Annotated in this window: 21 protein-coding genes; 18 read left to right on the top strand and 3 right to left on the bottom strand. The window is 53.8% G+C overall.

What is annotated here, in order from left to right; all coding sequences use genetic code 11:
• The first annotated feature begins 551 nt into the window (after positions 1-551).
• The 11 genes from ltrA to V5G20_RS24915 all read left to right on the top strand — a co-directional run bounded on the left by ltrA (position 552) and on the right by V5G20_RS24915 (position 10,211).
• Positions 552-1,817 (top strand): group II intron reverse transcriptase/maturase, encoded by a 1,266-nt coding sequence (ltrA, locus tag V5G20_RS24965; RefSeq protein WP_024985202.1) that lies wholly within the window; start codon positions 552-554, stop codon positions 1,815-1,817.
• 324 nt (positions 1,818-2,141) lie between these two features.
• On the top strand, positions 2,142-2,582 hold the full coding sequence (locus V5G20_RS24960; RefSeq protein ID WP_003389791.1) for a hypothetical protein: 441 nt from the start codon (positions 2,142-2,144) through the stop codon (positions 2,580-2,582).
• Positions 2,583-2,585: 3 nt separating this feature from the next.
• A complete protein-coding gene (gene alr / locus V5G20_RS24955) occupies positions 2,586-3,788 on the top strand; it encodes an alanine racemase (RefSeq protein ID WP_024985092.1) in 1,203 nt (400 codons plus the stop codon).
• A gap of 165 nt (positions 3,789-3,953) precedes the next feature.
• Positions 3,954-4,253: a CopG family ribbon-helix-helix protein gene (locus V5G20_RS24950; RefSeq protein ID WP_024985091.1), complete on the top strand. Its 300-nt coding sequence runs from the start codon at positions 3,954-3,956 to the stop codon at positions 4,251-4,253.
• A gap of 3 nt (positions 4,254-4,256) precedes the next feature.
• The gene (locus V5G20_RS24945; RefSeq protein ID WP_003389786.1) at positions 4,257-4,607 is read left to right on the top strand and encodes a type II toxin-antitoxin system PemK/MazF family toxin; all 351 of its coding nucleotides are present in this window, start codon (positions 4,257-4,259) and stop codon (positions 4,605-4,607) included.
• Between the two features lie 186 nt (positions 4,608-4,793).
• Positions 4,794-5,198, top strand: coding sequence for an anti-sigma regulatory factor (locus V5G20_RS24940; protein WP_003389784.1), 405 nt, complete (start codon positions 4,794-4,796; stop codon positions 5,196-5,198).
• A 27-nt stretch (positions 5,199-5,225) separates the two neighbouring features.
• On the top strand, positions 5,226-6,224 hold the full coding sequence (locus V5G20_RS24935) for a PP2C family protein-serine/threonine phosphatase (RefSeq protein WP_003389783.1): 999 nt from the start codon (positions 5,226-5,228) through the stop codon (positions 6,222-6,224).
• A gap of 24 nt (positions 6,225-6,248) precedes the next feature.
• Positions 6,249-6,575 carry an STAS domain-containing protein gene (locus V5G20_RS24930; RefSeq protein ID WP_003389782.1) on the top strand — a complete coding sequence of 109 codons (327 nt, stop codon included), beginning with the start codon at positions 6,249-6,251 and terminating at the stop codon, positions 6,573-6,575.
• Positions 6,575-7,060 carry an anti-sigma B factor RsbW gene (gene rsbW / locus V5G20_RS24925; protein WP_024985090.1) on the top strand — a complete coding sequence of 162 codons (486 nt, stop codon included), beginning with the start codon at positions 6,575-6,577 and terminating at the stop codon, positions 7,058-7,060. Before V5G20_RS24930 ends, rsbW begins: the two co-directional genes overlap by 1 nt.
• On the top strand, positions 7,035-7,823 hold the full coding sequence (sigB, locus tag V5G20_RS24920; RefSeq protein ID WP_338462621.1) for an RNA polymerase sigma factor SigB: 789 nt from the start codon (positions 7,035-7,037) through the stop codon (positions 7,821-7,823). Before rsbW ends, sigB begins: the two co-directional genes overlap by 26 nt.
• A gap of 225 nt (positions 7,824-8,048) precedes the next feature.
• Positions 8,049-10,211, top strand: coding sequence for a Tex family protein (locus tag V5G20_RS24915; protein WP_122958046.1), 2,163 nt, complete (start codon positions 8,049-8,051; stop codon positions 10,209-10,211).
• 35 nt (positions 10,212-10,246) lie between these two features.
• Here V5G20_RS24915 and cmpA read toward each other — a convergent pair whose 3' ends face one another.
• A complete protein-coding gene (gene cmpA / locus V5G20_RS24910; RefSeq protein ID WP_122958045.1) occupies positions 10,247-10,369 on the bottom strand; it encodes a cortex morphogenetic protein CmpA in 123 nt (40 codons plus the stop codon).
• 201 nt (positions 10,370-10,570) lie between these two features.
• Positions 10,571-10,906: a hypothetical protein gene (locus V5G20_RS24905; RefSeq protein WP_003389776.1), complete on the bottom strand. Its 336-nt coding sequence runs from the start codon at positions 10,904-10,906 to the stop codon at positions 10,571-10,573.
• A 115-nt stretch (positions 10,907-11,021) separates the two neighbouring features.
• Here V5G20_RS24905 and V5G20_RS24900 point away from each other — a divergent pair, with 115 nt between their 5' ends.
• The 7 genes from V5G20_RS24900 to V5G20_RS24870 all read left to right on the top strand — a co-directional run bounded on the left by V5G20_RS24900 (position 11,022) and on the right by V5G20_RS24870 (position 17,839).
• Complete coding sequence (locus tag V5G20_RS24900) at positions 11,022-11,501, top strand: SprT family protein (RefSeq protein ID WP_024985088.1); 480 nt, start codon at positions 11,022-11,024, stop codon at positions 11,499-11,501.
• Positions 11,502-11,621: 120 nt separating this feature from the next.
• Positions 11,622-12,647, top strand: coding sequence for a thiamine-phosphate kinase (thiL, locus tag V5G20_RS24895; protein ID WP_122958044.1), 1,026 nt, complete (start codon positions 11,622-11,624; stop codon positions 12,645-12,647).
• Between the two features lie 4 nt (positions 12,648-12,651).
• The gene (tsaE, locus tag V5G20_RS24890) at positions 12,652-13,104 is read left to right on the top strand and encodes a tRNA (adenosine(37)-N6)-threonylcarbamoyltransferase complex ATPase subunit type 1 TsaE (protein ID WP_081924360.1); all 453 of its coding nucleotides are present in this window, start codon (positions 12,652-12,654) and stop codon (positions 13,102-13,104) included.
• Positions 13,104-13,826 carry a tRNA (adenosine(37)-N6)-threonylcarbamoyltransferase complex dimerization subunit type 1 TsaB gene (gene tsaB / locus V5G20_RS24885; protein ID WP_003389772.1) on the top strand — a complete coding sequence of 241 codons (723 nt, stop codon included), beginning with the start codon at positions 13,104-13,106 and terminating at the stop codon, positions 13,824-13,826. Before tsaE ends, tsaB begins: the two co-directional genes overlap by 1 nt.
• A 2-nt stretch (positions 13,827-13,828) precedes the next feature.
• Positions 13,829-14,293 (top strand): ribosomal protein S18-alanine N-acetyltransferase, encoded by a 465-nt coding sequence (rimI, locus tag V5G20_RS24880; protein ID WP_003389771.1) that lies wholly within the window; start codon positions 13,829-13,831, stop codon positions 14,291-14,293.
• Complete coding sequence (tsaD, locus tag V5G20_RS24875; RefSeq protein WP_003389770.1) at positions 14,283-15,359, top strand: tRNA (adenosine(37)-N6)-threonylcarbamoyltransferase complex transferase subunit TsaD; 1,077 nt, start codon at positions 14,283-14,285, stop codon at positions 15,357-15,359. The genes rimI and tsaD overlap by 11 nt, the downstream gene beginning before the upstream one ends.
• Positions 15,360-15,574: 215 nt before the next feature.
• Complete coding sequence (locus tag V5G20_RS24870) at positions 15,575-17,839, top strand: hypothetical protein (RefSeq protein WP_172920590.1); 2,265 nt, start codon at positions 15,575-15,577, stop codon at positions 17,837-17,839.
• Between the two features lie 33 nt (positions 17,840-17,872).
• On the opposite strand, the gene V5G20_RS24865 is transcribed toward V5G20_RS24870, so the two are convergent.
• Positions 17,873-19,807: an ABC-F family ATP-binding cassette domain-containing protein gene (locus V5G20_RS24865; RefSeq protein ID WP_003389767.1), complete on the bottom strand. Its 1,935-nt coding sequence runs from the start codon at positions 19,805-19,807 to the stop codon at positions 17,873-17,875.
• Positions 19,808-19,849: the final 42 nt, after the last annotated feature.

Below are 19,849 nucleotides of genomic sequence, written 5' to 3'. Positions count from 1 at the left end.
GCCCAGCATGGGCGATAGCTATAGGGTGAAAGTCCCGAACGGGGGTTGGCTGTACCAACCGTTAGCTCAAGGCAAGGGTGTCGACCGCGAGGTCGAATCTGAAGGAAGCCGGCGGCAAAATCCCGACCTGAGGTACACGAACCCAATTTGAGGCTGTTGTATCCGGGCGAGTCTGCCAAACAAGACAAAGCCCCATACAGCCAAGGGATACAGTAGTAAACTTGGGCAGGTACATGGGATGAAAGTTATCGTTCTTACCTGGGGAGGTCTGCATGAAACGCCTTCAACTGTTGGTAACCGTCTCCGTAAGGAGACGCTGAACATGCACAAGTCAGCAGAGGCCATAGTACCCGAGTAGAGGACGCTTGAATGGGGAAGGGCCGAACATCAAGTCAGCATGCGATCCATGTCTTTTGATACGGTACGTCGAAGCAGAATTCTGTCAAGGAACTACTTTTGAAGAGCAGGGGTGAAGCCCCGAGGGTACAAAAGAGGGCTGAGTATCGTACAGCAAGCACGGAGTCCGCATGTGCGAAGGAAGGAACATCATTATGGATTTGCTGGAAAAAGTCTTATCACGGGAAAACTTACGGATGGCACTCCAACGAGTGGAGGAAAACAAAGGTGTCGGTGGAGTCGATGGTGTTTCAACCGAACAACTACGCGATTATCTACGTGAACACTGGCAAGCCATCCGCGAGAAGATGGAAAGGGGAACCTATAGACCTTCACCTGTTCGCAGAGTCGAAATCCCGAAACCTGACGGTGGTGTAAGGTTATTAGGCATTCCCACCGTGGTAGACCGCTTTATTCAGCAGGCCATCCTCCAAGTGTTAACGCCGATCTTCGACCCCACCTTCTCGGAATCTAGCTATGGGTTCCGTCCAAAACGTAGCGCTCACATGGCAGTAAGGAAAGCGCAAGCGTATATCTCCGAAGGATATCGTTTCGTGGTGGACATCGATCTAGAGAAATTCTTTGATCGCGTAAATCATGATATTCTAATGAGCCGTGTGGCTCGAAAAGTTCAGGACAAGAGAATTTTAAGACTGATTCGTTCCTACTTGAATGCGGGGATCATGATAAATGGCGTCTGTACAACATCAAGTGAAGGAACACCGCAAGGTGGGCCGTTAAGCCCACTTTTGGCAAATATCCTACTTGATGATTTGGACAAGGAACTCGAAAAGAGAGGCCACCGTTTCTGCCGCTACGCAGACGATTGTAATATCTACGTGAAAACAAAACGGGCAGGGGAACGAGTAAAGAAGAGTATTCAAAACCACTTGGAGAAGGTACTAAGGCTAAAAGTAAATGAGGAGAAAAGCGCGATAGACCGACCATGGAAACGAAAATTCTTGGGCTTTAGTTTTACCTTTGCAAAACAGACAAGGATTCGCATCCACCCCAAATCCCTCCTCAAGCTAAAAGAGAAAATCCGCACGATCACGAATCCGGTGTGGAGCATCTCGATGGAGAAGCGGATTGAAAGAATAAATCAGTACCTCATGGGCTGGATTGGATATTTCGCCCTTGCAGACGCGAAGGGCATTCTACAATCCATTGAGGAATGGACAAGGCGCAGGCTCCGTCTTTGTTTGTGGATGCAGTGGAAACGCGTGAGAACCAGATATCGAGAACTTCGTTCTCTTGGCATATCTCACGTAAAAGCCATTGAAATTGCAAATACCCGCAAGGGTGCATGGCGTACCACAAAATCTCCGCATATACACAAAGCCCTCGGCATTGCCTACTGGCAACAACAAGGGCTGAAAAGCTTAGTGCAACGATATTCTCAAATTCGTCAAGCTTGGTGAACCGCCGTATACCGAACGGTACGTACGGTGGTGTGAGAGGACGGGGGTTAGTCGCCCCCTCCTACTCGATTTTAAATTCTTACGGTAGTGTTTTCCTAGGAAAGTCCCTGTATCCGATTGTGATCACAGCCTAGTTCTATGGATTTTCAGCGGGGCAGGGGAAGGGACAGGGGCCTCTTCGCCTGACGTTATTGGGCCCCTTTCCAAATCGCAAAGTGTCCGTATTATATGAAAAAAACCATACATTTGTGCTTAACGAATTGACACCTTCTGTCCAAAAGAGATAAAGTCAGAGTAACTATGCTATGAGGTGAAGCGGTATTCATGAAGAAACAGTCGAACGACATTTTGTATCAAGAGGAATCGGGGTATAAAGACCTTCTTTTGCGGAAAAGCATGAAGATGCGGATTATGGAAACGCTAGCCTTTGTCATCGGAATGCTTTTGTTGTCGCAGTTCTTTGACTCCAGAACGGACGCATTCAAGATCTTTGCTTTTGCCATCGCGATTGCGGTGGTTGGCTTGGCCCCGTTCCTGTACAAATTCACGCTGCGTCCCTCGTATACACTGACAAAGACTCACCTGATCATTCGGATGAGCGGACAGGAAACCAGTTATCCGCTTTCCGAGGTGGAACCGATTTTTGAAGGGCGCCATCTGTACAGAGTGGGCGGAAAGCGCCAGTCGCTGATGGTTTCCAGGCAGTTTCTCAATCACTTGAATGAACGCTTGTATCTATACCAAAAGGGCAAAAAGAGGAGATAGCAAATGAAACCGTTTTGTCGCGACACGTGGGTAGAGGTAGATCTGGACGCCATTTCGGCCAATGTAGCAAGCTTTCGTCGGCATATTCCTGAAACAACGGGGATTATGGCCGTAGTCAAAGCGGATGGATACGGGCACGGGGCCGTGCATGTAGGCCAGCAGGCATTGCGGAGCGGCGCCGATTCACTGGCGGTAGCCATGCTGGACGAGGCAGTCGTGTTGCGCGAGGCGGGAATTACTGCCCCTGTCCTTGTTCTCGGCTATACCCCGGTCGACTCTGTCGAAACTGCCAGCCGGCTCGGAATTGAACTGACCGCTTACCATGCCGACTGGATCATACAGGCGAACGAGCGGATCGAGCAAGCCGGTGCAAAGCCGATCGGGATCCATATCAAAACGGATACCGGCATGGGAAGACTCGGAGTGCGTACAGCCGAGGAGCTTCTTCACGTCGTGAGAGCCTTGGAGCAAAGTCCGTTCCTTGATTGGACAGGAATATTTACCCACTTCGCCTGTGCGGATGAAGAAGATACAACACATGTCAGACGTCAGCACCAGCAATTTCAGGAGCTGCTGGCCGCCCTTCGCGAGGCGGGAAAAACGCTTCCGCGCGTGCACTGCTGCAATACGGCCGCCGCGATTGTCTTTCCTGAATGGGGGTATGATACGATCCGTTTGGGCATAGGTTTATACGGGTTATATCCTTCTCCGTTTTTGAAGCAGCGGGCACAGGTGAAGCTGGTGCCGGCGTTGTCCCTGAAAACTCGCATTTCCCATGTGAAAACGGCAGCGGAAGCAATGACGGTAAGCTATGGAGCTACGTACACCGCCAAGCCAGGTGAAACAATCGCCACGCTCCCGATCGGCTATGCAGACGGCTTCTCCAGGTCGTTGTCCAATCGCGGCTTTGTTCTGCACGAGGGCAGACGTTCTCCCATTGTCGGCAGGGTGTGCATGGACCAGATCATGGTCAGGCTGAATGGCGCTTCCGCGAAGGTAGGCGACGAAGTAGTGCTCTACGGTCGCCTGGGAACGGAAGAAATTTCATTGGACGAAGTAGCTGAGCTCGTGGGGACCATCAATTATGAGATTCCGTGCATGCTGAATTACCGGCTTCCGCGTGTTTATCGCAAAGACGGGAAAGTGTCGGAGGTGTTTCATCCGTTGACGATGACACATGCGCCAGCACAAAGTGTCAATAACTAGCAGCAAAAAGCAGGCAGGAATTTTGGAGCAAAGCACGAATACTAGTAAAGCGCAAAATCGGGTTATTCCCGAAGCGACCGGACAGGTATATTTTTGCAAATGGTTCGACATAATGGTAGTGACCCATACTGGTAAGTGGTAACAAGCACTGCGGATGTTACGGTCATGGTTGGAGGTGGATTTGTCTTGTCCAAGTCAAACACGAAACGCATCATGATCAGCCTGCCACAACACTTGCTTCAGGAAGTGGACGGCGTAATTCAAAAAGAAAAATCCAATCGCAGCGAGTTTATTCGCCAAGCGATGCACCTGTATCTGAAGGAGCGCAAAAAGCGCGTCATTCGCGAAACCATGCAAAAAGGGTACATGGAAATGGCGAAAATCAACTTGAAAATGGCATCGGAGGCATTCGGCGCTGAAGAAGAGGCTGACCATACTCTTGTCCGCTTAGTTAGCGGGGTGTGACATGTGATTGTCAAACGGGGCGATGTATTTTTCGCTGACCTGTCACCGGTCGTCGGCTCCGAGCAGGGAGGCGTGCGACCCGTATTAGTCATCCAAAACGATATTGGCAATCGATTTAGTCCGACGGTCATCGTCGCTGCCATCACAGCGCAGATTCAAAAAGCAAAACTGCCGACGCATGTAGAGATTGACGCAAAAATGTATGGATTTGATCGTGACTCCGTCATCTTGTTAGAACAGATTAGAACCATTGACAAGCAAAGACTGACCGATAAGATCACTCATCTGGACGACGAGATGATGGATCGAGTCAATGAATCGCTGCAAATTAGCCTGGGAATCATTGACTTTTAAATAAGGAATGGTAATATTACGAGCAGGAAAGAAAAACCACTTGGATAGCCAGTGGTTTTTTTGCTGTGATTGCAGGGATTTTGCGCCCTGGCATCGAATGGTGTACAAGAAAAAAGACAAAAAGTGACACGTTTTGCATGTTTAACCGACTGCTGAAAAGCTCGTCGATGGAAGGAGTTTCTTGTTGTGACAGGGCTTCATTCATATAACATAACGATATATTCAGAGGCAGATATAGTCACAGCTAGACAAATAGGTCGAAACTTGTCGAAAAGCCTGGGGTTTGGGACGATCATGCAATCGCGGATTGCCACTACGATTTCCGAGCTGGCACGGAACATTTTCCTTTATGCCGGTCACGGAAACGTATTGATAGAGCCTCTTGAGGAGGGCGAACGTGTCGGACTTAGGATCATCGCATCTGACTCTGGACCTGGCATAGAAGACGTGCGAAAAGCGCTGGAGGACGGGTACTCCACTTCCGGGGCGCTTGGAGCAGGATTGCCAGGCGTGAAACGTATGATGGACGAGTTTTCTTTGGAGAGCAGTCCGGGAGAGGGGACACAGGTTGTCGTCATTAAATGGCGGTAAGGGAACGAGGGGAGATGACGCCTGTTCATGAGTCAGGAAAATGAGGACATATACACGCGGATCGTGCGCGATTATCTGAAAGGAAAGCGAGAAGACCAGCTATACCTGGCTCAACAACTGGGAAAGTGGCTGCTCTCACGGAATATTTCTCCTGAGGAAGTAACCGATATGCACGCAAACGTTCTGGAGCATTTGGGAGATGTACCGGAGTTTATACAAGATTCCTTTCAAATTCTCACCGAAATCATGATCGAGTACGGCAATGCCTACCGCTCCTTTGACAGCTGGCGAAGCCGCCATCAACAGCTGCAGGCTGAAATCGCCATCGCGACCGCAATGCAGCAGACGCTGCTGCCAGAAACGCTTCCGCAATATCCGAATGTAGACATTGGCATGATCAGTATTCCGGCCAAGGAAATGAGCGGAGATTTTTATCATTTCCTCTGTGAAAGCAAAAGTGAGTTCACTGTTGCCATTGCGGATATCACCGGAAAAGGCATCCCCGCTGCGATGTGTATGTCGATGCTCAGGTACGCGATGGACAGCCTGGGAGAGATGAAGCTTGCTCCGGGCAACATGCTGAGACATTTAAACAGCGTTGTTGAACGAAATATCGACCCATGCATGTTTGTAACCATGCAATTTGGCCGCTATAACACGGCTCAGCACGTGTTTCGCTACGCTACAGCGGGCCAGGAGCCCGGATTTTTGTATCGGGCTCGGGAGAACCGATTTTTCGATCTGGAGGGTTGCGGGACGGCTTTAGGCATTGCGGCGGGCAGCGAATACGAAGAACGTGAGATTTATTTGGAGCCCGGAGATTTTCTGATCCTTCTGACAGATGGTGTAACGGAACGAAAGATTGGCCGATATTACATACAAAGAGAAGAACTCGTCTCTCTCCTGGAGGAGGAAACGAGTGCGTCTGCACAGGAGATGGCTAACCATCTGTACCGCAGACTGTTGCTTCTCTCTCAATTTGAACTGCCGGATGATTACACCATGATTGTGCTTCGGAGAACGTAAGGCAAGCAAGGGAGGAGAAACAGAATGGAGCTTATGATCAGAGAGAACAGCCAGGACGGCCAACATTTGCTGTACCTGGAAGGGGAAATCGATGCGTATACCGTATCGAAGCTGAGGGACTTGCTGCTCTGTTTGGTAAATCGGCCAGAGGTAAAGCGGGTTGCTGTTGATCTGAGTGCGGTAGAGTATATCGACAGCACGGGAATCGGTACCTTTGTTGCTGCAATGAAGGCCTGCAAGCAGACAGGCTGTGAGCTTGCTGTGCAGAATCTGTCGCCTCGTGTGGAACGGCTTTTTCGTATAACCGGCTTGTATGAAAGAATGGTGCCTCACAAAGGAGAGAGCGAATAATGGGTCAGAGACCGGAGGCAGATGTGATTACATTGACGCTGCCAGCTCGAGCGGAGTATGTCAGCATTGCCCGCCTAACTGTTTCGGGGATTGCCAACCGGATGGGATTCCCGTATGAAGATATCGAAGACATCAAGCTCGCGGTGGCGGAAGCGTGCACCAATGTAGTCGAACACGCCTACGATTGCCCGCAAGGAAATGACCAACTGCGCCTTTCATGCTGGCTCCTTGCTGATCGGCTTGTGGTGGAAGTAAGGGATAAAGGAAAGGGCCTCCCGTTGGAGGATAGACAGGAAGCGCCGGCACCGATCCGTCCTGACGTGGATATTGACGAAGTGAGGGAGGGAGGCTTGGGACTATATCTGATTCACTCCGTAATGGACGAAGTGCAAGTGAGCAGCAATGATGGAGTGACAGTGACAATGACCAAGTACTTGCAGCGGGATGAGGTGTCTTGCGATGACCGGGCAGTCTCGGAAGCCTAAGCATAGTCGAGATGAGTTGGTCAGGCTGGTCAATGAATATCGCGAGACGGGAGACAGTGTCCTTCAAGGAGAATTGGTCGAAGCCTATACGTCTTTGGTAGAGTCCCTTGCCAAAAAGTTTGTTCGGGGACAGATCCCTTATGAAGATCTGGTTCAGGTAGGGATGATCGGACTTATAGCTTCTCTCAGGCGGTTTGATCCCGCGTTTGGCCGCTCCTTCGAGAGCTTTGCTGTGCCGACTATTGTCGGAGAAATGAAACGATTCATACGGGACAAGACCTGGAGTGTCCATGTTCCCCGCAGGGTAAAAGAGCTGAGCCCGAAAATCAAGCGGGTGGTGGACGAATTGACCATCAAGCTCCAGCGCTCCCCGCAGATTGCAGATATTTCGGCGTATTTGGGCGTCAGCGAAGAAGAGGTTCTGGAAACGCTGGAGATGGGACGGAGCTATCATTCCCTTTCCATGGACAGCGAACTGGAGGCGGATAGCGACGGCAATACCATTACCCTGTTTGATTTGATCGGTTCGGAAGACAGCGGCTATGATCGCATCGATCAGCACATGCTGCTCGACCGGGCGCTTCATGCACTCGACCATCGGGAAAAAGAAATCATACATCTTACTTTTTATCAAAATTTGAGTCAAAAGCAGGCGGGAGAACTCCTCGGCATGTCCCAGATGCACGTCTCCAGGCTGCAGCGGAGAGCGCTGGGCAAGCTGCGGGAAGTTCTTCGGACCGATCAGCAGGAATATACAACGTAAATGACAAGCGGGGGTGCATGCATCCTCCGCTTTTTTTGTCAGCTTCACATCCCGGGATTTTTTGCATTGCGCTGCCCGGAATAGCCGGTGAATGTAAAAGGGGCACCTGTCCTCCCGAGAGCCGGGAAGAGCGGAGATGCCCGCTTGGTTCCAGACATATTTTTGCCGGTGGCGAGATGGGTGTTGTGGTACAATAACCACGTAGATGAGCGCAGGAGGTAGAATATGGACCTAACGTTGATGATCCAGACGATCGCTCAGGAGACGGAAATCAAAAGGCATCAGGTAGAGCGGACCATCGCCCTTTTGGACGAAGGAAATACAGTGCCCTTTATTGCCCGTTACCGCAAGGAAATGACCGGACAATTGGATGAGACCCAGATACGGGCGATTGAGGAGCGCGTTCGCTACTTGCGCAACCTGTCAGTGCGAAAAGAAGAGGTAATCCGGCTGATCGAGGAGCAGGGCAAGCTGACCGAAGAGCTGAAGGCTTCGATCGAACGGGCGGCAAAGCTGCAGGAAGTGGAAGACCTGTACCGGCCATATCGCCAAAAGCGTAGAACGCGGGCGACGATGGCCAAAGAGAAGGGGTTGGAGCCATTGGCTGCCTACCTTTTGACCCTTCCGAAATCAGGAGATCCGGCGGCGGAAGCGGAAGCGTACATAAACGCGGAAAAAGGGGTGGAGTCGGCGGAGCAGGCGCTGCAAGGAGCGATGGACATCATCGCCGAGCAGGTGTCGGATGATCCCCAGATTCGCCAGTGGACCCGCGAGCGTACCTTTCAAAAGGGGACGATCATATCGGAGCAGAAGGCGGTCGAAGCAGACGAGAAGAACATTTACCAGATGTATTACGCATACAGTGAACCGTTGAAAAAGGCCGCGCCTCATCGCGTGTTGGCAATTAACCGCGGAGAAAACGAAGGTATCCTGAAGGTATCAGTTGAGGCTCCTGTCGATGAGATTCTGCTCTATCTGAAAAGGAAGCTGATTCCGCGGGAGACGGTAGCGCGGCCGTGGCTGGAGACAGCGGCGGAGGATGCCTACAAGCGCTTGATCCAGCCTTCTGTCGAGCGGGAGGTAAGAAACGAGCTGACAGAAGTCGCCGAAGAGCGGGCGATCCACATTTTTGCGGAAAACCTGCGCAATCTGCTCCTGCAGCCGCCTGTGAAGGGCAAGGTTGTGCTTGGGGTAGACCCGGCCTATCGAACAGGCTGCAAGCTGGCTGTCGTCGATGAGACAGGCAAGCTTTTGGAGGTAGGCGTCATTTATCCGACTCCTCCGTTAAACAAGGTAGCCGAAGCTTCTGCCAAGGTAAAGGAACTGATCAATCGGTACGGGGTACAGATCATTACGATTGGAAATGGAACGGCGTCTCGCGAGACGGAACAGTTTATCGCCGGCGTGTTGAAGGAAGTGAAGGGCGAACTGTCCTATATCATCGTGAATGAGGCAGGGGCCTCCGTGTACTCCGCTTCTGCCCTTGCCAAGGAGGAGTTCCCCGATCTGGACGTCGCGGAACGAAGCGCGATTTCCATCGCCCGCAGACTGCAGGACCCGCTGGCCGAACTGGTCAAAATCGATCCCAAGTCGGTCGGCGTCGGACAGTACCAGCACGACGTTTCCCAGTCGCGCCTGGCGGAAAGCCTGCAATTCGTCGTCGAGTCGGCGGTCAACCACGTAGGCGTAGACGTCAATACGGCGTCGCCGCAGCTTCTGCAATACGTGTCCGGCATCAGCAAGCAGGTGGCGGCGAACATCGTCAAAAAGCGGGAAGAGACCGGAAAATTTACGAGCCGGGCCGGACTCAAGGAAGTTCCCAGACTGGGAGCGAAAACCTACGAGCAATGCGTAGGCTTCTTGCGGATTATGGACGGGGAAAATCCGCTGGACAAAACGCCGATTCACCCGGAATCATACCCGGCTACACACAAGCTGCTGGACCTGATCGGGCTGTCTGCCGAAGAGATTGGCAGCGAAGCCTGCCGAGAACGGCTGCAGGGACTCGATGTGCCGACGGTTGCCCGGCAGCTGGAAATCGGGGAACCGACGCTGCGAGATATCGTCGACAGTCTGCTGCGCCCGGGCCGTGACCCGCGCGACGAGCTGCCCAAGCCGCTTTTGCGCAGCGACGTGCTTCAGCTCTCTGACCTCAGCCCGGGGATGAAGCTGCAGGGAACGGTAAGAAACGTGGTCGATTTCGGGGCGTTTATCGATATCGGTTTGAAAAATGACGGCCTGGCCCACATTTCCCGCTTGCGGAAAGGGTTTGTCAAACACCCGTTGGACGTGGTGACCGTCGGAGACATTGTGGATGTATGGGTAGTCGATATCGATGAAAAACGGCAACGGGTCGGATTGACTTTAATCCCGCCACAGGATTTATAGAACAAGCTGTTGTAAGCATATAAAAGGCGGCCACCCTATTGAGGGCGGCCGCCGTGTTTTTCCCAGTATAAAAACCAACAGCTGTTGAGCAATCGAATTTGCCGGACGTCCTTCCCGAAGAAGGCACGCTGCAATTGCCTGCGCATCCATTGTGGCATGAAGGGTACCTCCTGGTGTCATTCCTATATTGGCAATGTATGCGGCAAACACACAGGAGGTACCTATTTTCTTTGCACGACTCGGAAAGGCAACTTGCAGTTGTTCGTATATGGCTACAAAGCAGAACTGTGAAAGCACGTGAGAAAGCGGAACTTTCGGCCTCTGGGTACTAGAGGCTTTGCAAAGCCCTCGAAAAGAGATTACTCATCTTCCAGCAGGAATTCAAGCTGTGCCTGCAAAGCGCGAATCTCCGTCAACAACGAGATCAGCGGATAAACCGTTTCCTGCAAAGAGGAGAAATGGCTCTCCAGCCGGCTGACGTACGCCAGACCATCTTCTGTTTGAAACGCATCGGAGAGAAGCTCTAGCTCGGCGCATTCCGCGATGACCGTCGGAAGCTGCGGACGCTCTGCAATGGTCAGCTTGTCGATCTCCTTTTGAAGCCGTTTCAGAAGAGCGACCAGTTGATACATATGGGATTCCGGCATGGCGACAAAGCGCAGCCCAGTTTGTTCCTGCAAGATTAAATAGCGCATCAGTTTCCCCACCAATCTCATGATCTCATCAAATAAGTGTACTGTATTGCTCTGGCACTTTTCAACCAAAACTGCTATCGTCGAGGTACAAGCTTCAGCTGGGGAGAGAAAAACAATGACAGATCAGGAGTTGCAAGCACTGGTCGAAGCGGTCTCTGCACAGTATTTTGCCAGGCCGTTCCGTCACCAGGCCAGGTTCAACAGCAGGCTGCGGACGACAGGGGGACGTTACCTGCTTCGTTCCCACGACATCGAGATCAACCCTCGCCATCTGGAGCAGCACGGAGAGGAAGAGCTGATCGGGATCGTAAAGCATGAGCTGTGCCACTATCATCTGCACCTGGAAAAGAAGGGGTACCAGCATAAAGATCGCGACTTTCAGGAGCTGCTCAAGCAAGTGGGGGGAAGTCGCTACTGCCAGGAGGTCGGCGGCGGAAGAACCCGGCTTCCGTATCGCTATGAGCTTGTGTGTGAAGCCTGCCAGATGCGGTACAAACGAAAGCGAAAAATCAATCCGGCCCGTTACCGCTGCGGCCGTTGTTCAGGAAAGCTGCGGCTGTATGAGCTGGAAACAGCGGCAAAGCAGCAGGGCTGATGGCAGCCGGAGAGCAGCGGCAGCACGGAAAAGCCTGTCCGGGCTGTGCGCCCGTTTCCTTGCGTGCTTTGAAAGCAGGGCGGTATAATGAAGGCACTGTAAACTAAAGGAGCGGTAGTAGTGACGTACGACGAGTTTTCCCTCATCAGGCGGTGGACGAGCCGCTCCGCCGGCCAAACAGGCGACGGGCTCAGCGTAGGGATCGGAGATGACGCGGCGGTGTTTTCGCTGCCAGCAGACAGGGAAGTGGTAGCCTGCTGCGACGCCATGGTAGAGACTGTCCATTTCCTCAAGGAGACGATGAACCCGAGCGACATCGGCTACAAAGCCGTCATCAGCAACATCAGCGACGTGGCCGCCATGGGGGGCATTCCCAAATACGCGTTGATCAGCATTGCCGTCTCGCCAAATTGGACAGCAAAAGAGTGTCAGCAGATTTACGACGGCATTTACGCTGCGTGCGAGGCCTACGGCGTACGTGTGATTGGCGGCGATACGGTGTCCAGCCCCGCCGCTCTTTCACTGTCTGTTACGGTGATGGGTGAGGTGGAAAAGGGACGGGCGTTGCTCCGGTCAGCAGCGAAGCCTGGTCAGCTTGTATTTGTGACAGGGCATGTAGGCGGGTCGGCAGCCGGCCTGGATCTGTTGTTGCAAACGGCAAAAACGGGAGAAGCTGTAGAGGAGATGTGGCAGCCGTTGGTTGCTTTTCACCAGAGACCGGTGGCCCAGGTTGCCGCAGGACGCATTTTGGCAGCCTCTGCGAATCCAGGAGCGCTAAACGACGTCAGTGACGGACTTGCTTCTGAATTGTGGGAGATTTCCGAAGCCAGCGGTGTTTGTCTGCGGATCGAAGCGGAGTTGATCCCGGTAGCGGAAACAACCCGCATGTATGCGTCTCACAAGGGAAAAGATCCTCTCCATTGGGCATTGTACGGAGGAGAAGACTATCAGCTTGCAGGAACGATTGAAGCGGTGGAAGAAGAAAGGATCGGAGCGCTGTTTGCGCAGCAGGGGATCCCGTTTACCGTGATCGGGCGGGTGGAAGCGGGCGGACCATCGGTAGTGATGAACCGCAATTCGCGCTGGGAGCCGGTTGCGAAAGCGGGATTTAACCATTTTGGCAAGGCCGATGCCAGGAAAGGGTGACAGGATGAAGTACGAATGGAATGCGTCAGGCGTAGAAGAGACCTTGCGCTTTGCGGAAAAATTGGGTGTCCGCTTGCTCCCCGGCGACTTTCTCGCCCTGGAGGGGGATTTGGGGGCGGGCAAGACGACCTTCACCCAGGGACTGGCTCGCGGCCTTGAGGTGAAAGGAACAGTCAACAGCCCCACCTTTACGATTATCAAGGAATATGAAGGGCGTTTGCCGCTGTATCATATGGACGTCTACCGGGTGGGAGAGGACGTGGACTCGCTCGGGCTGGACGATTATTTTTTTGGGGAAGGCGTCACTGTGGTGGAGTGGGCTTCTCTGATCGAGGACGTGCTGCCGCCGGAACGGCTGACTGTCATCCTGCGGTCGGAAGGCGATGATGCCCGGCGGATTCAACTGATTCCCCGGGGGGATCGCTATGTGAAATTGTGTGAGGAGATTGATTGGTGATGCGGGTACTTGCAATGGATACATCCAATCTCGTGTTGAGCGTGGCCGTAGTCGAAGAGGACAGGATCTTGGCTGAATTGACGACGAATCAGCAGAAAAACCACTCTGTCCGCCTGATGGACGCGATCTCCGAGTTGATGGATGAAACGGGAACATTGCCGGAACAGCTGGCTGGCATCGGAGTTGCAAAAGGGCCAGGCTCTTATACGGGTGTACGGATCGGTGTGGCCACGGCAAAAAGCATGGCCTGGTCGCTTCAAATACCGGTGATCGGCGTCTCCAGCCTTGAGGCTGTCGCTATGAATGCGCGAGGCTTCTCCGGCTTGATCGTCCCGCTCTTCGATGCGAGGCGCGGACAGGTCTATACAGGGGCCTTCCGGACAAAAGACTGGGCGGAACTGTCTGTAGTAGCCGAAGAGCGGTTGGTGCTGCTTCGCGATTGGCTCGCTTCGTTAAAGGAACAGGCTGGGAATGAGCGCGTTCTGTTTATGGGAGAGGATTTGCGCATTCACCGGGAGACGATCGCGGAGCAGTTGGGTGAACAAGCCCTTTTTGCGCCTGCAACCCACAATCATCCGCGAGCTGCCCACATCGGTCTTGCTGCTCTGGGCAAGCTCGCAGAGGGTGGTCATCCGCACGAAATGGTTCCCGAATACTTGCAGCTGGCAGAGGCCGAAGCCAAGTGGCTGGCCCAAAACCCCGCATGCGGGGTGAAGGAATAGCAATGACTGAGCAGATCGATATAGAATTCCGCTTTATGACACTAGAAGACGTAGACGCGGTCTGGGAATTGGAGCGTTTGGCGTTTCCGACACCTTGGCCGCGTGATGCCTTTGTCAATGAACTGACGATCAACCCAAATGCCCGCTATGTCGTAGCCGTGATGAATGGCCAGGTCATCGCTTATTGCGGGATGTGGATTGTACTGGACGAGGCTCACATTACAAACGTGGCCGTCCATCCCGATTGCCGCGGGCAAAAGGTAGGAGAGCGGTTGATGCGGCAGATGATGGGGCTCGCCTATGTATTCGGAGCGAGAAGCATGACGCTGGAAGTGCGCCCGTCCAACACCGTGGCGCGGAATATGTATACCAAGCTGGGCTTTACAGAACAAGGACGTCGGAAGCGTTATTATTCCGATAACGATGAAGATGCTCTCATAATGTGGGTGACATTGCATGAAGAATAGAAAACCATCACGCTATGAAGAACGGGTGCAGCAGGCGTATCTGGCTCAGCAGCAGTCTGGTCGTCCGGTAAACATTTTGGGGATCGAGACAAGCTGCGACGAAACCTCGGCCTCCGTCGTTCAGGACGGCCGGACAGTCCTGTCCAACATCATCGCTTCGCAGGCAGATATACACAAGCGGTTTGGCGGTGTCGTGCCGGAGGTAGCCTCGCGCAGGCACGTGGAGAACATTACCCTGACGATTGAGGAAGCCTTGCAGGAGGCGGGGAAAACGCTGGATGACATCCAGGCCATCGCCGTCACCTACGGACCGGGCCTGGTTGGCGCCCTGCTGGTAGGGGTAGCTGCCGCAAAGGCGATCTCGTATGCCCGCGGAATCCCCTTGATCGGGGTGCATCACATTGCCGGCCATATTTACGCCAACCGGCTGGTCACGGAGATGGAGTTTCCTTTGATCGCTCTGGTCGTGTCCGGGGGGCATACAGAGCTCGTCTGGATGAAAGAGCATGGACATTACGAAATTTTAGGTGAGACGCGGGATGACGCTGCCGGGGAGGCGTACGACAAGGTTGCGCGCGCCCTCCAGCTACCGTACCCGGGCGGTCCGCACATTGACCGCTTGGCACACGAAGGAACTCCCAGCATTCCGCTTCCTCGCGCGTGGCTGGAGCCGAATTCCTATGATTTCAGCTTCAGCGGTCTCAAATCGGCTGTACTCAACACGCTGCACAATGCGTCACAGCGCGGAGAAAGCATCAGTCCGCAAGACCTCGCTGCAAGCTTTCAGGACTCTGTGACAGAGGTGCTTGTGGAAAAAACAATCCGTGCGGTAAAGGAATACAGAGCGAGACAAGTATTGCTTGCAGGGGGAGTAGCAGCCAATCGCGGGCTGCGGGAAAGACTCTCGAAAAGATGCGGGGAGGAAGGCCTTCCACTTGTCATCCCGCCGCTCTCCCTATGTACCGACAACGCGGCGATGATTGCCGCAGCGGGATACATTTCGTATCAAAAGAGGCGCTTTGCACGGCTGGACTTAAACGGTGTGCCGGGCCTGCCCTTGTCATAAAACGCATAATCCTGACTGCTCACTTGGGGGAGCAGTCTTTCTTTTCCTCATCGTTATCCACAGCTTCTGGATAATTTTTGAGGTTTGTCTTCCCCACACCTGTGAATACTGGTGATAACACGAGGCATTTACCGGGAAAATCACGTTTTTTCTGTGGATGAATCTGTGGAATATGTGGATAAACAGAAAATTTTATCAACAGTGGGGGAAGATTGATGAAAAAATGGTTGCTGCTCGCCGCACTATTTGTCCTGCTATGGTCGTCGCAGCTCGGACAGGATTACGCAGGTGCTGCTGTGGAGTCAAAGAAGAATCTCCAAAAGCGGCAGGTGATAGCGCTGTTTGTGGAGGGGCTCTCCTTTCAGGATGTTGAGCGGCTCAGGAAGTATCCACATGTGGATAATTGGCTGAGAAAAGCCGAGGCCGGAGCGCTGTCTATCCGTTCGCCCGGAGCGAGATCGGCAGCCAACTCCTATTTGTTGATGGGCAGCGGCGGACAGGCTCTTTACACGGACCGGAGCGGCACAGCCTACCACCCGGAAGAGTATCTTTCCAAGTACGAAACAGCCGGCGAGCGGATGGTGGAAGTAAGCCCGCCTGAGGTGGAGCCTGTAGCGCGCTATCGCATCGTTTTTCCCGGCATTTACCGGCTGCAGGCAGAGAATCGAGACAAGCCGTTTACCTCCCGAATCGGCTTGCTGGGAGAGACACTGGCTCGGCACAATCTGTCTGTAATCAGCTACGGGAGCGGAGACTACGATGACATCAGGACCCGGCACGCCGTTCTGTTCGCGATGGACGAGCGCGGTGGGGTGCCGTTTGGAAATCTTTCGGACAAAACGGCGATACAAGCGCCTTCTTATCCTTACGGGGTTAAAACGAACTACGATTACTTGCTCCAGAGCATCGACAGGGAGACGGCCTCTGGATTGATCTCGATCCAACTGGCTGATTTGGCGCGCTTGTATCAGGTAGCCGACGATATGGCGCCGGAGCGGTTTGCCAAACAGTACGAGCAGGTGCTGAAGGACTTGGGCGGGTTTCTTGACCGGCTGCTTTCGTCGCGCAAGCCCGGACAAATGGTGATGCTGCTCTCGCCGGTCCCCAACCAGAAAGCGGTACAAGCCAAAATGCTGCTGCCGCCTGTGTTTGTTTGGAAGGGGGGAGAGGCAGGGCTGCTCACCTCTGCGACAACGAGGCAATCCGGATTGGTCAGCGGGCTTGATATTCTCCCGACAGTGCTTGCCTTTCTGCAGGTTTCCGTGCCGGATGGGCTGGCTGGACATGTCATGAAAAAGGAAACGGGAAAAGGGATCGGCGAGCTCGCCTATGAGGTGGAACAAATCCACCATATTTACGCCAATCGCAGTTCTGTGCTTTACACCTACGTCATGCTGCAGATCGTCATTTTGGCGGCAGCGGCCGCTCTCTGGGTTTGGGGAAGGGGGAAAAGCGGAGAGAGCCTGCAATGGGGGCGCAGGGCTATGCGTCTTGCTCTCCTCTCCATGCTGTGGTTTCCCCTGCTGTTCCTGCTCGAAGGCTTGGCCGGTTGGCGGGTATCTCCGCCGGTCATTCTCGGCGAGCTCATTTTGGCAGCGATGGCGGGTGCCTGGCTGATGGAGGGAAGGCCGCTGCCGGCAGCGCTTGCGGTCGTGGCCGGGTTGACAGTCGCCCTGCTGTTGATCGATGGCTGGAGCGGCGCCCCGGCGATGCGCCGCTCGTATCTGGGGTATGACCCGGTAATCGGCGCTCGTTTTTACGGATTGGGGAATGAATACGAAGGAGTGCTGATCGGATGCACCATCCTTTTTGCAGCCGCCTTGTACCAGTGGAGCGATTCGAAAACAGCCGAAAAAGCGCCAGGCCGGGAGAATAAGTCTGCTCTGTGGGTAATCGTGCCTCTCTTTCTGCTCGTCCTTGCCTATATGGCCGCTCCGGCGTGGGGGGCGGACGCGGGCGGTTTCTTGGCGGGACTGATCGGTTTTGCTGTCGTGCTCATTCGGCTGCAGGGGTGGCGCCCAGGCAAAAAAAGCCTCCTGCTGCTCGCAGGAGGCATGCTGGTCGGTATTGCGTTGCTCGCATCTGTCAGTCTCTTGTCCAGCCAGCCGCCGACTCATATTACGAGAGTCGCAAGCCAGCTTTTGTCCGGTGACTGGACGGAAGTGATGCATATCGTGGAACGCAAGCTGGAGATGAATCTCAGGCTGATTCGTATTTCCGTGTGGAGCCGGGTTTTTGTCGTGTCCCTGCTCGTTTTGGGGCTGCTGGCGCTGCGCAGTGACAAGTATCTGCGCCATTTCGCCAGCGATTATCCGTTGCTGGTCAAAGGCTTCTCCGGAGTGATCGCCGGTTCGCTGGCCGGCCTGCTCCTGAATGATTCCGGCATCATTACCGCAGCCACATGCATCATCTACCTGGTCGTACCGACTCTGTACACCGCTTTGTGCGAGCCAGTCGAGGAACGCTATTCCAGCTCTTGAGAACGTCTTGCTTTTACGGGAGCCGGGAGCAGGCTAACTCTCTGAAAGCTCGCTCCACTCATCGTACAACTGCTCCAGCTCCACCTTTGCCTGCTCGATCTTGTCGTTGCGCTCCTTGGCCAGGACGTGGTCGCTGTAGATTTCCGGGAGACACAGCTCCTCCTGCCAGGTCAAAATGGCGGCCTCCCGCTCCTGTATCGCCGCTTCGATTTCCTCCAGGCGGCGCAGTCTTTGACGCTCGCGGCGCTTGGCCTCCTTGTCGCGCTCATAGCTCGATTTCTCCTGCAGGTCTGCAGCAGAGGAGGCTTGTTTCTTCGTGCTTTGCGCTTGCTGTTCAGCTGCCAGCTCGGCCAGCTCCTGCTTCTTTTCTACGTAATAATCGTAGTTGCCGAGATAACTGGTCACGCCATCCGGGGAGAGCTCCAGTACCCGGGTGGCGATTTTATTGAGGAAGTAACGGTCATGGGAGACGAACAGAATCGTTCCCGGGTAGTCGTACAAGGCGTTTTCCAGCACTTCCTTGCTGAAAATATCAAGGTGGTTGGTCGGCTCGTCGAATATCAGAAAATTGGCTTGCTTCAGCATCAGCTTGGCCAACGAAACACGTGCTCTTTCGCCGCCCGACAGATCGGAAATGCGCTTTTGCACGTCGTCGCCGCTGAACAAAAAGTTTCCGAGCAGGGTACGGACATCCCGCTCCAGCATCAGCGGATAGTCGTTCCAGATTTCATTGAGCACCGTATTTTGGTCATTCAGATTCCGATGCTCCTGGTCGTAGTAGCCGATCGTGACATTGCTGCCGAACTGGATGCTGCCTGTAATAGCTGGCAGTTGCTCCACGATCGTCTTCAGGAGAGTCGATTTTCCGATTCCGTTGGGACCGACGAGAGCGACGCGCTCCTCCCGTTCCAGCTCAAAGGTGAGGTGTCGGGACAGCACGGCGTCCGGGTAGCCGATGCTGACATTGGCCGCCTTCATCACGATGTTGCCGCTCATTTTGGCGACATCGAAGGAAAAGTTGACCGACTTGTTGTTCATGATCGGTTTCTCCAGCCGGTCGATCTTCTCCAAGGTTTTTCGACGGCTTTGGGCCCGCTTGGTCGTTGTCGCCCGAGCGATGTTCCGGGCGATGAAGTCCTCCAGCTTGGCAATTTCCTCCTGCTGCTTGTCGTAGCGCTTTAATTCCTGCTCCAGCCGGGCCGCCTTTTGGTCGAGAAACTGACTGTAGTTCCCCGTGTACCGGGTCGCACGGGTGCGCTCGATCTCGTAGACGACGGTGACGAGCTTGTCCAGGAAGTATCGGTCATGGGAGACCACGAGGATGGCGCCCTGGTAATTTTGCAGGTAGCCCTCCAGCCAGGTGAGCGTCTCAATATCCAGGTAGTTAGTCGGCTCATCCAGCAGCAGGATCGAAGGAGCCTGCAAAAGCAGCTTCGCCAGGGCAAGCCGGGTCTTTTGCCCGCCGCTCAGGGTGAAAATCGGTGTCTGATAGTCCATATCGGCGAATCTGAGTCCATGCAGGACGCCGCGAATCATCGCCTCATAGCCGTACCCCCCGCGTTCCTTGAATGCCTCGGAGCGGCGGGAATAATCCTCCAGTATCTGCTGGTACCGTTTTTCGTCAGCCAGAACGGCCGGATCGCCCATCAGCGTCTCCAGCTTGCGAAGCTCCTGCTCTTCCTTTTGAAAATGAGTGAAGACGGAGAGCATTTCCTCCCAAATGGAGCGTTCGGACTCCAGCCCGCCGTTTTGCGCCAGGTAACCGAGCGTGACATCCTTCGGAATTCGGACGGTTCCACTGTCATAGCTGAGCTGCCCGGCCAAAATCTTCATTAGTGTCGATTTTCCGGCCCCATTGACTCCGACCAGTCCGACGCGCTCTCCTGTTTGAATTTGCAGCGAAATGTCCTGTAAAATGGTCTCAATCCCGTACGTTTTTTGTATATGTTCAGCTTGAAGTAAGATCATTGCTTCCACCTCTTTATCAATACCGTAAACGATCTGTCGGCC

This window comes from Brevibacillus borstelensis, from assembly GCF_036700025.1.
In the GTDB taxonomy this organism is placed as follows: Bacteria; Bacillota; Bacilli; order Brevibacillales; family Brevibacillaceae; genus Brevibacillus; species Brevibacillus borstelensis.
The sequence above is the reverse complement of the archived record's forward strand: the minus strand, read 5'-3'. Positions and strand labels throughout refer to the sequence as shown.

Excerpts from the sequence above, each read along its gene's own strand:
- V5G20_RS24915 (WP_122958046.1), top strand. The coding sequence starts at position 8,049 with ATGGACCTAACGTTGATGATCCAGACGATCGCTCAGGAGACGGAAATC.
- V5G20_RS24870 (WP_172920590.1), top strand. The coding sequence starts at position 15,575 with ATGAAAAAATGGTTGCTGCTCGCCGCACTATTTGTCCTGCTATGGTCG.
- V5G20_RS24865 (WP_003389767.1), bottom strand. The coding sequence starts at position 19,807 with ATGATCTTACTTCAAGCTGAACATATACAAAAAACGTACGGGATTGAG.
- tsaD (WP_003389770.1), top strand. The coding sequence starts at position 14,283 with ATGAAGAATAGAAAACCATCACGCTATGAAGAACGGGTGCAGCAGGCG.
- rimI (WP_003389771.1), top strand. The coding sequence starts at position 13,829 with ATGACTGAGCAGATCGATATAGAATTCCGCTTTATGACACTAGAAGAC.
- V5G20_RS24905 (WP_003389776.1), bottom strand. The coding sequence starts at position 10,906 with ATGCGCTATTTAATCTTGCAGGAACAAACTGGGCTGCGCTTTGTCGCC.
- V5G20_RS24900 (WP_024985088.1), top strand. The coding sequence starts at position 11,022 with ATGACAGATCAGGAGTTGCAAGCACTGGTCGAAGCGGTCTCTGCACAG.
- V5G20_RS24930 (WP_003389782.1), top strand. The coding sequence starts at position 6,249 with ATGGAGCTTATGATCAGAGAGAACAGCCAGGACGGCCAACATTTGCTG.
- rsbW (WP_024985090.1), top strand. The coding sequence starts at position 6,575 with ATGGGTCAGAGACCGGAGGCAGATGTGATTACATTGACGCTGCCAGCT.
- tsaB (WP_003389772.1), top strand. The coding sequence starts at position 13,104 with ATGCGGGTACTTGCAATGGATACATCCAATCTCGTGTTGAGCGTGGCC.
- V5G20_RS24935 (WP_003389783.1), top strand. The coding sequence starts at position 5,226 with ATGAGTCAGGAAAATGAGGACATATACACGCGGATCGTGCGCGATTAT.
- ltrA (WP_024985202.1), top strand. The coding sequence starts at position 552 with ATGGATTTGCTGGAAAAAGTCTTATCACGGGAAAACTTACGGATGGCA.
- V5G20_RS24960 (WP_003389791.1), top strand. The coding sequence starts at position 2,142 with ATGAAGAAACAGTCGAACGACATTTTGTATCAAGAGGAATCGGGGTAT.
- alr (WP_024985092.1), top strand. The coding sequence starts at position 2,586 with ATGAAACCGTTTTGTCGCGACACGTGGGTAGAGGTAGATCTGGACGCC.
- V5G20_RS24950 (WP_024985091.1), top strand. The coding sequence starts at position 3,954 with ATGGTTGGAGGTGGATTTGTCTTGTCCAAGTCAAACACGAAACGCATC.
- sigB (WP_338462621.1), top strand. The coding sequence starts at position 7,035 with ATGACCGGGCAGTCTCGGAAGCCTAAGCATAGTCGAGATGAGTTGGTC.
- tsaE (WP_081924360.1), top strand. The coding sequence starts at position 12,652 with ATGAAGTACGAATGGAATGCGTCAGGCGTAGAAGAGACCTTGCGCTTT.
- cmpA (WP_122958045.1), bottom strand. The coding sequence starts at position 10,369 with ATGCCACAATGGATGCGCAGGCAATTGCAGCGTGCCTTCTTCGGGAAG.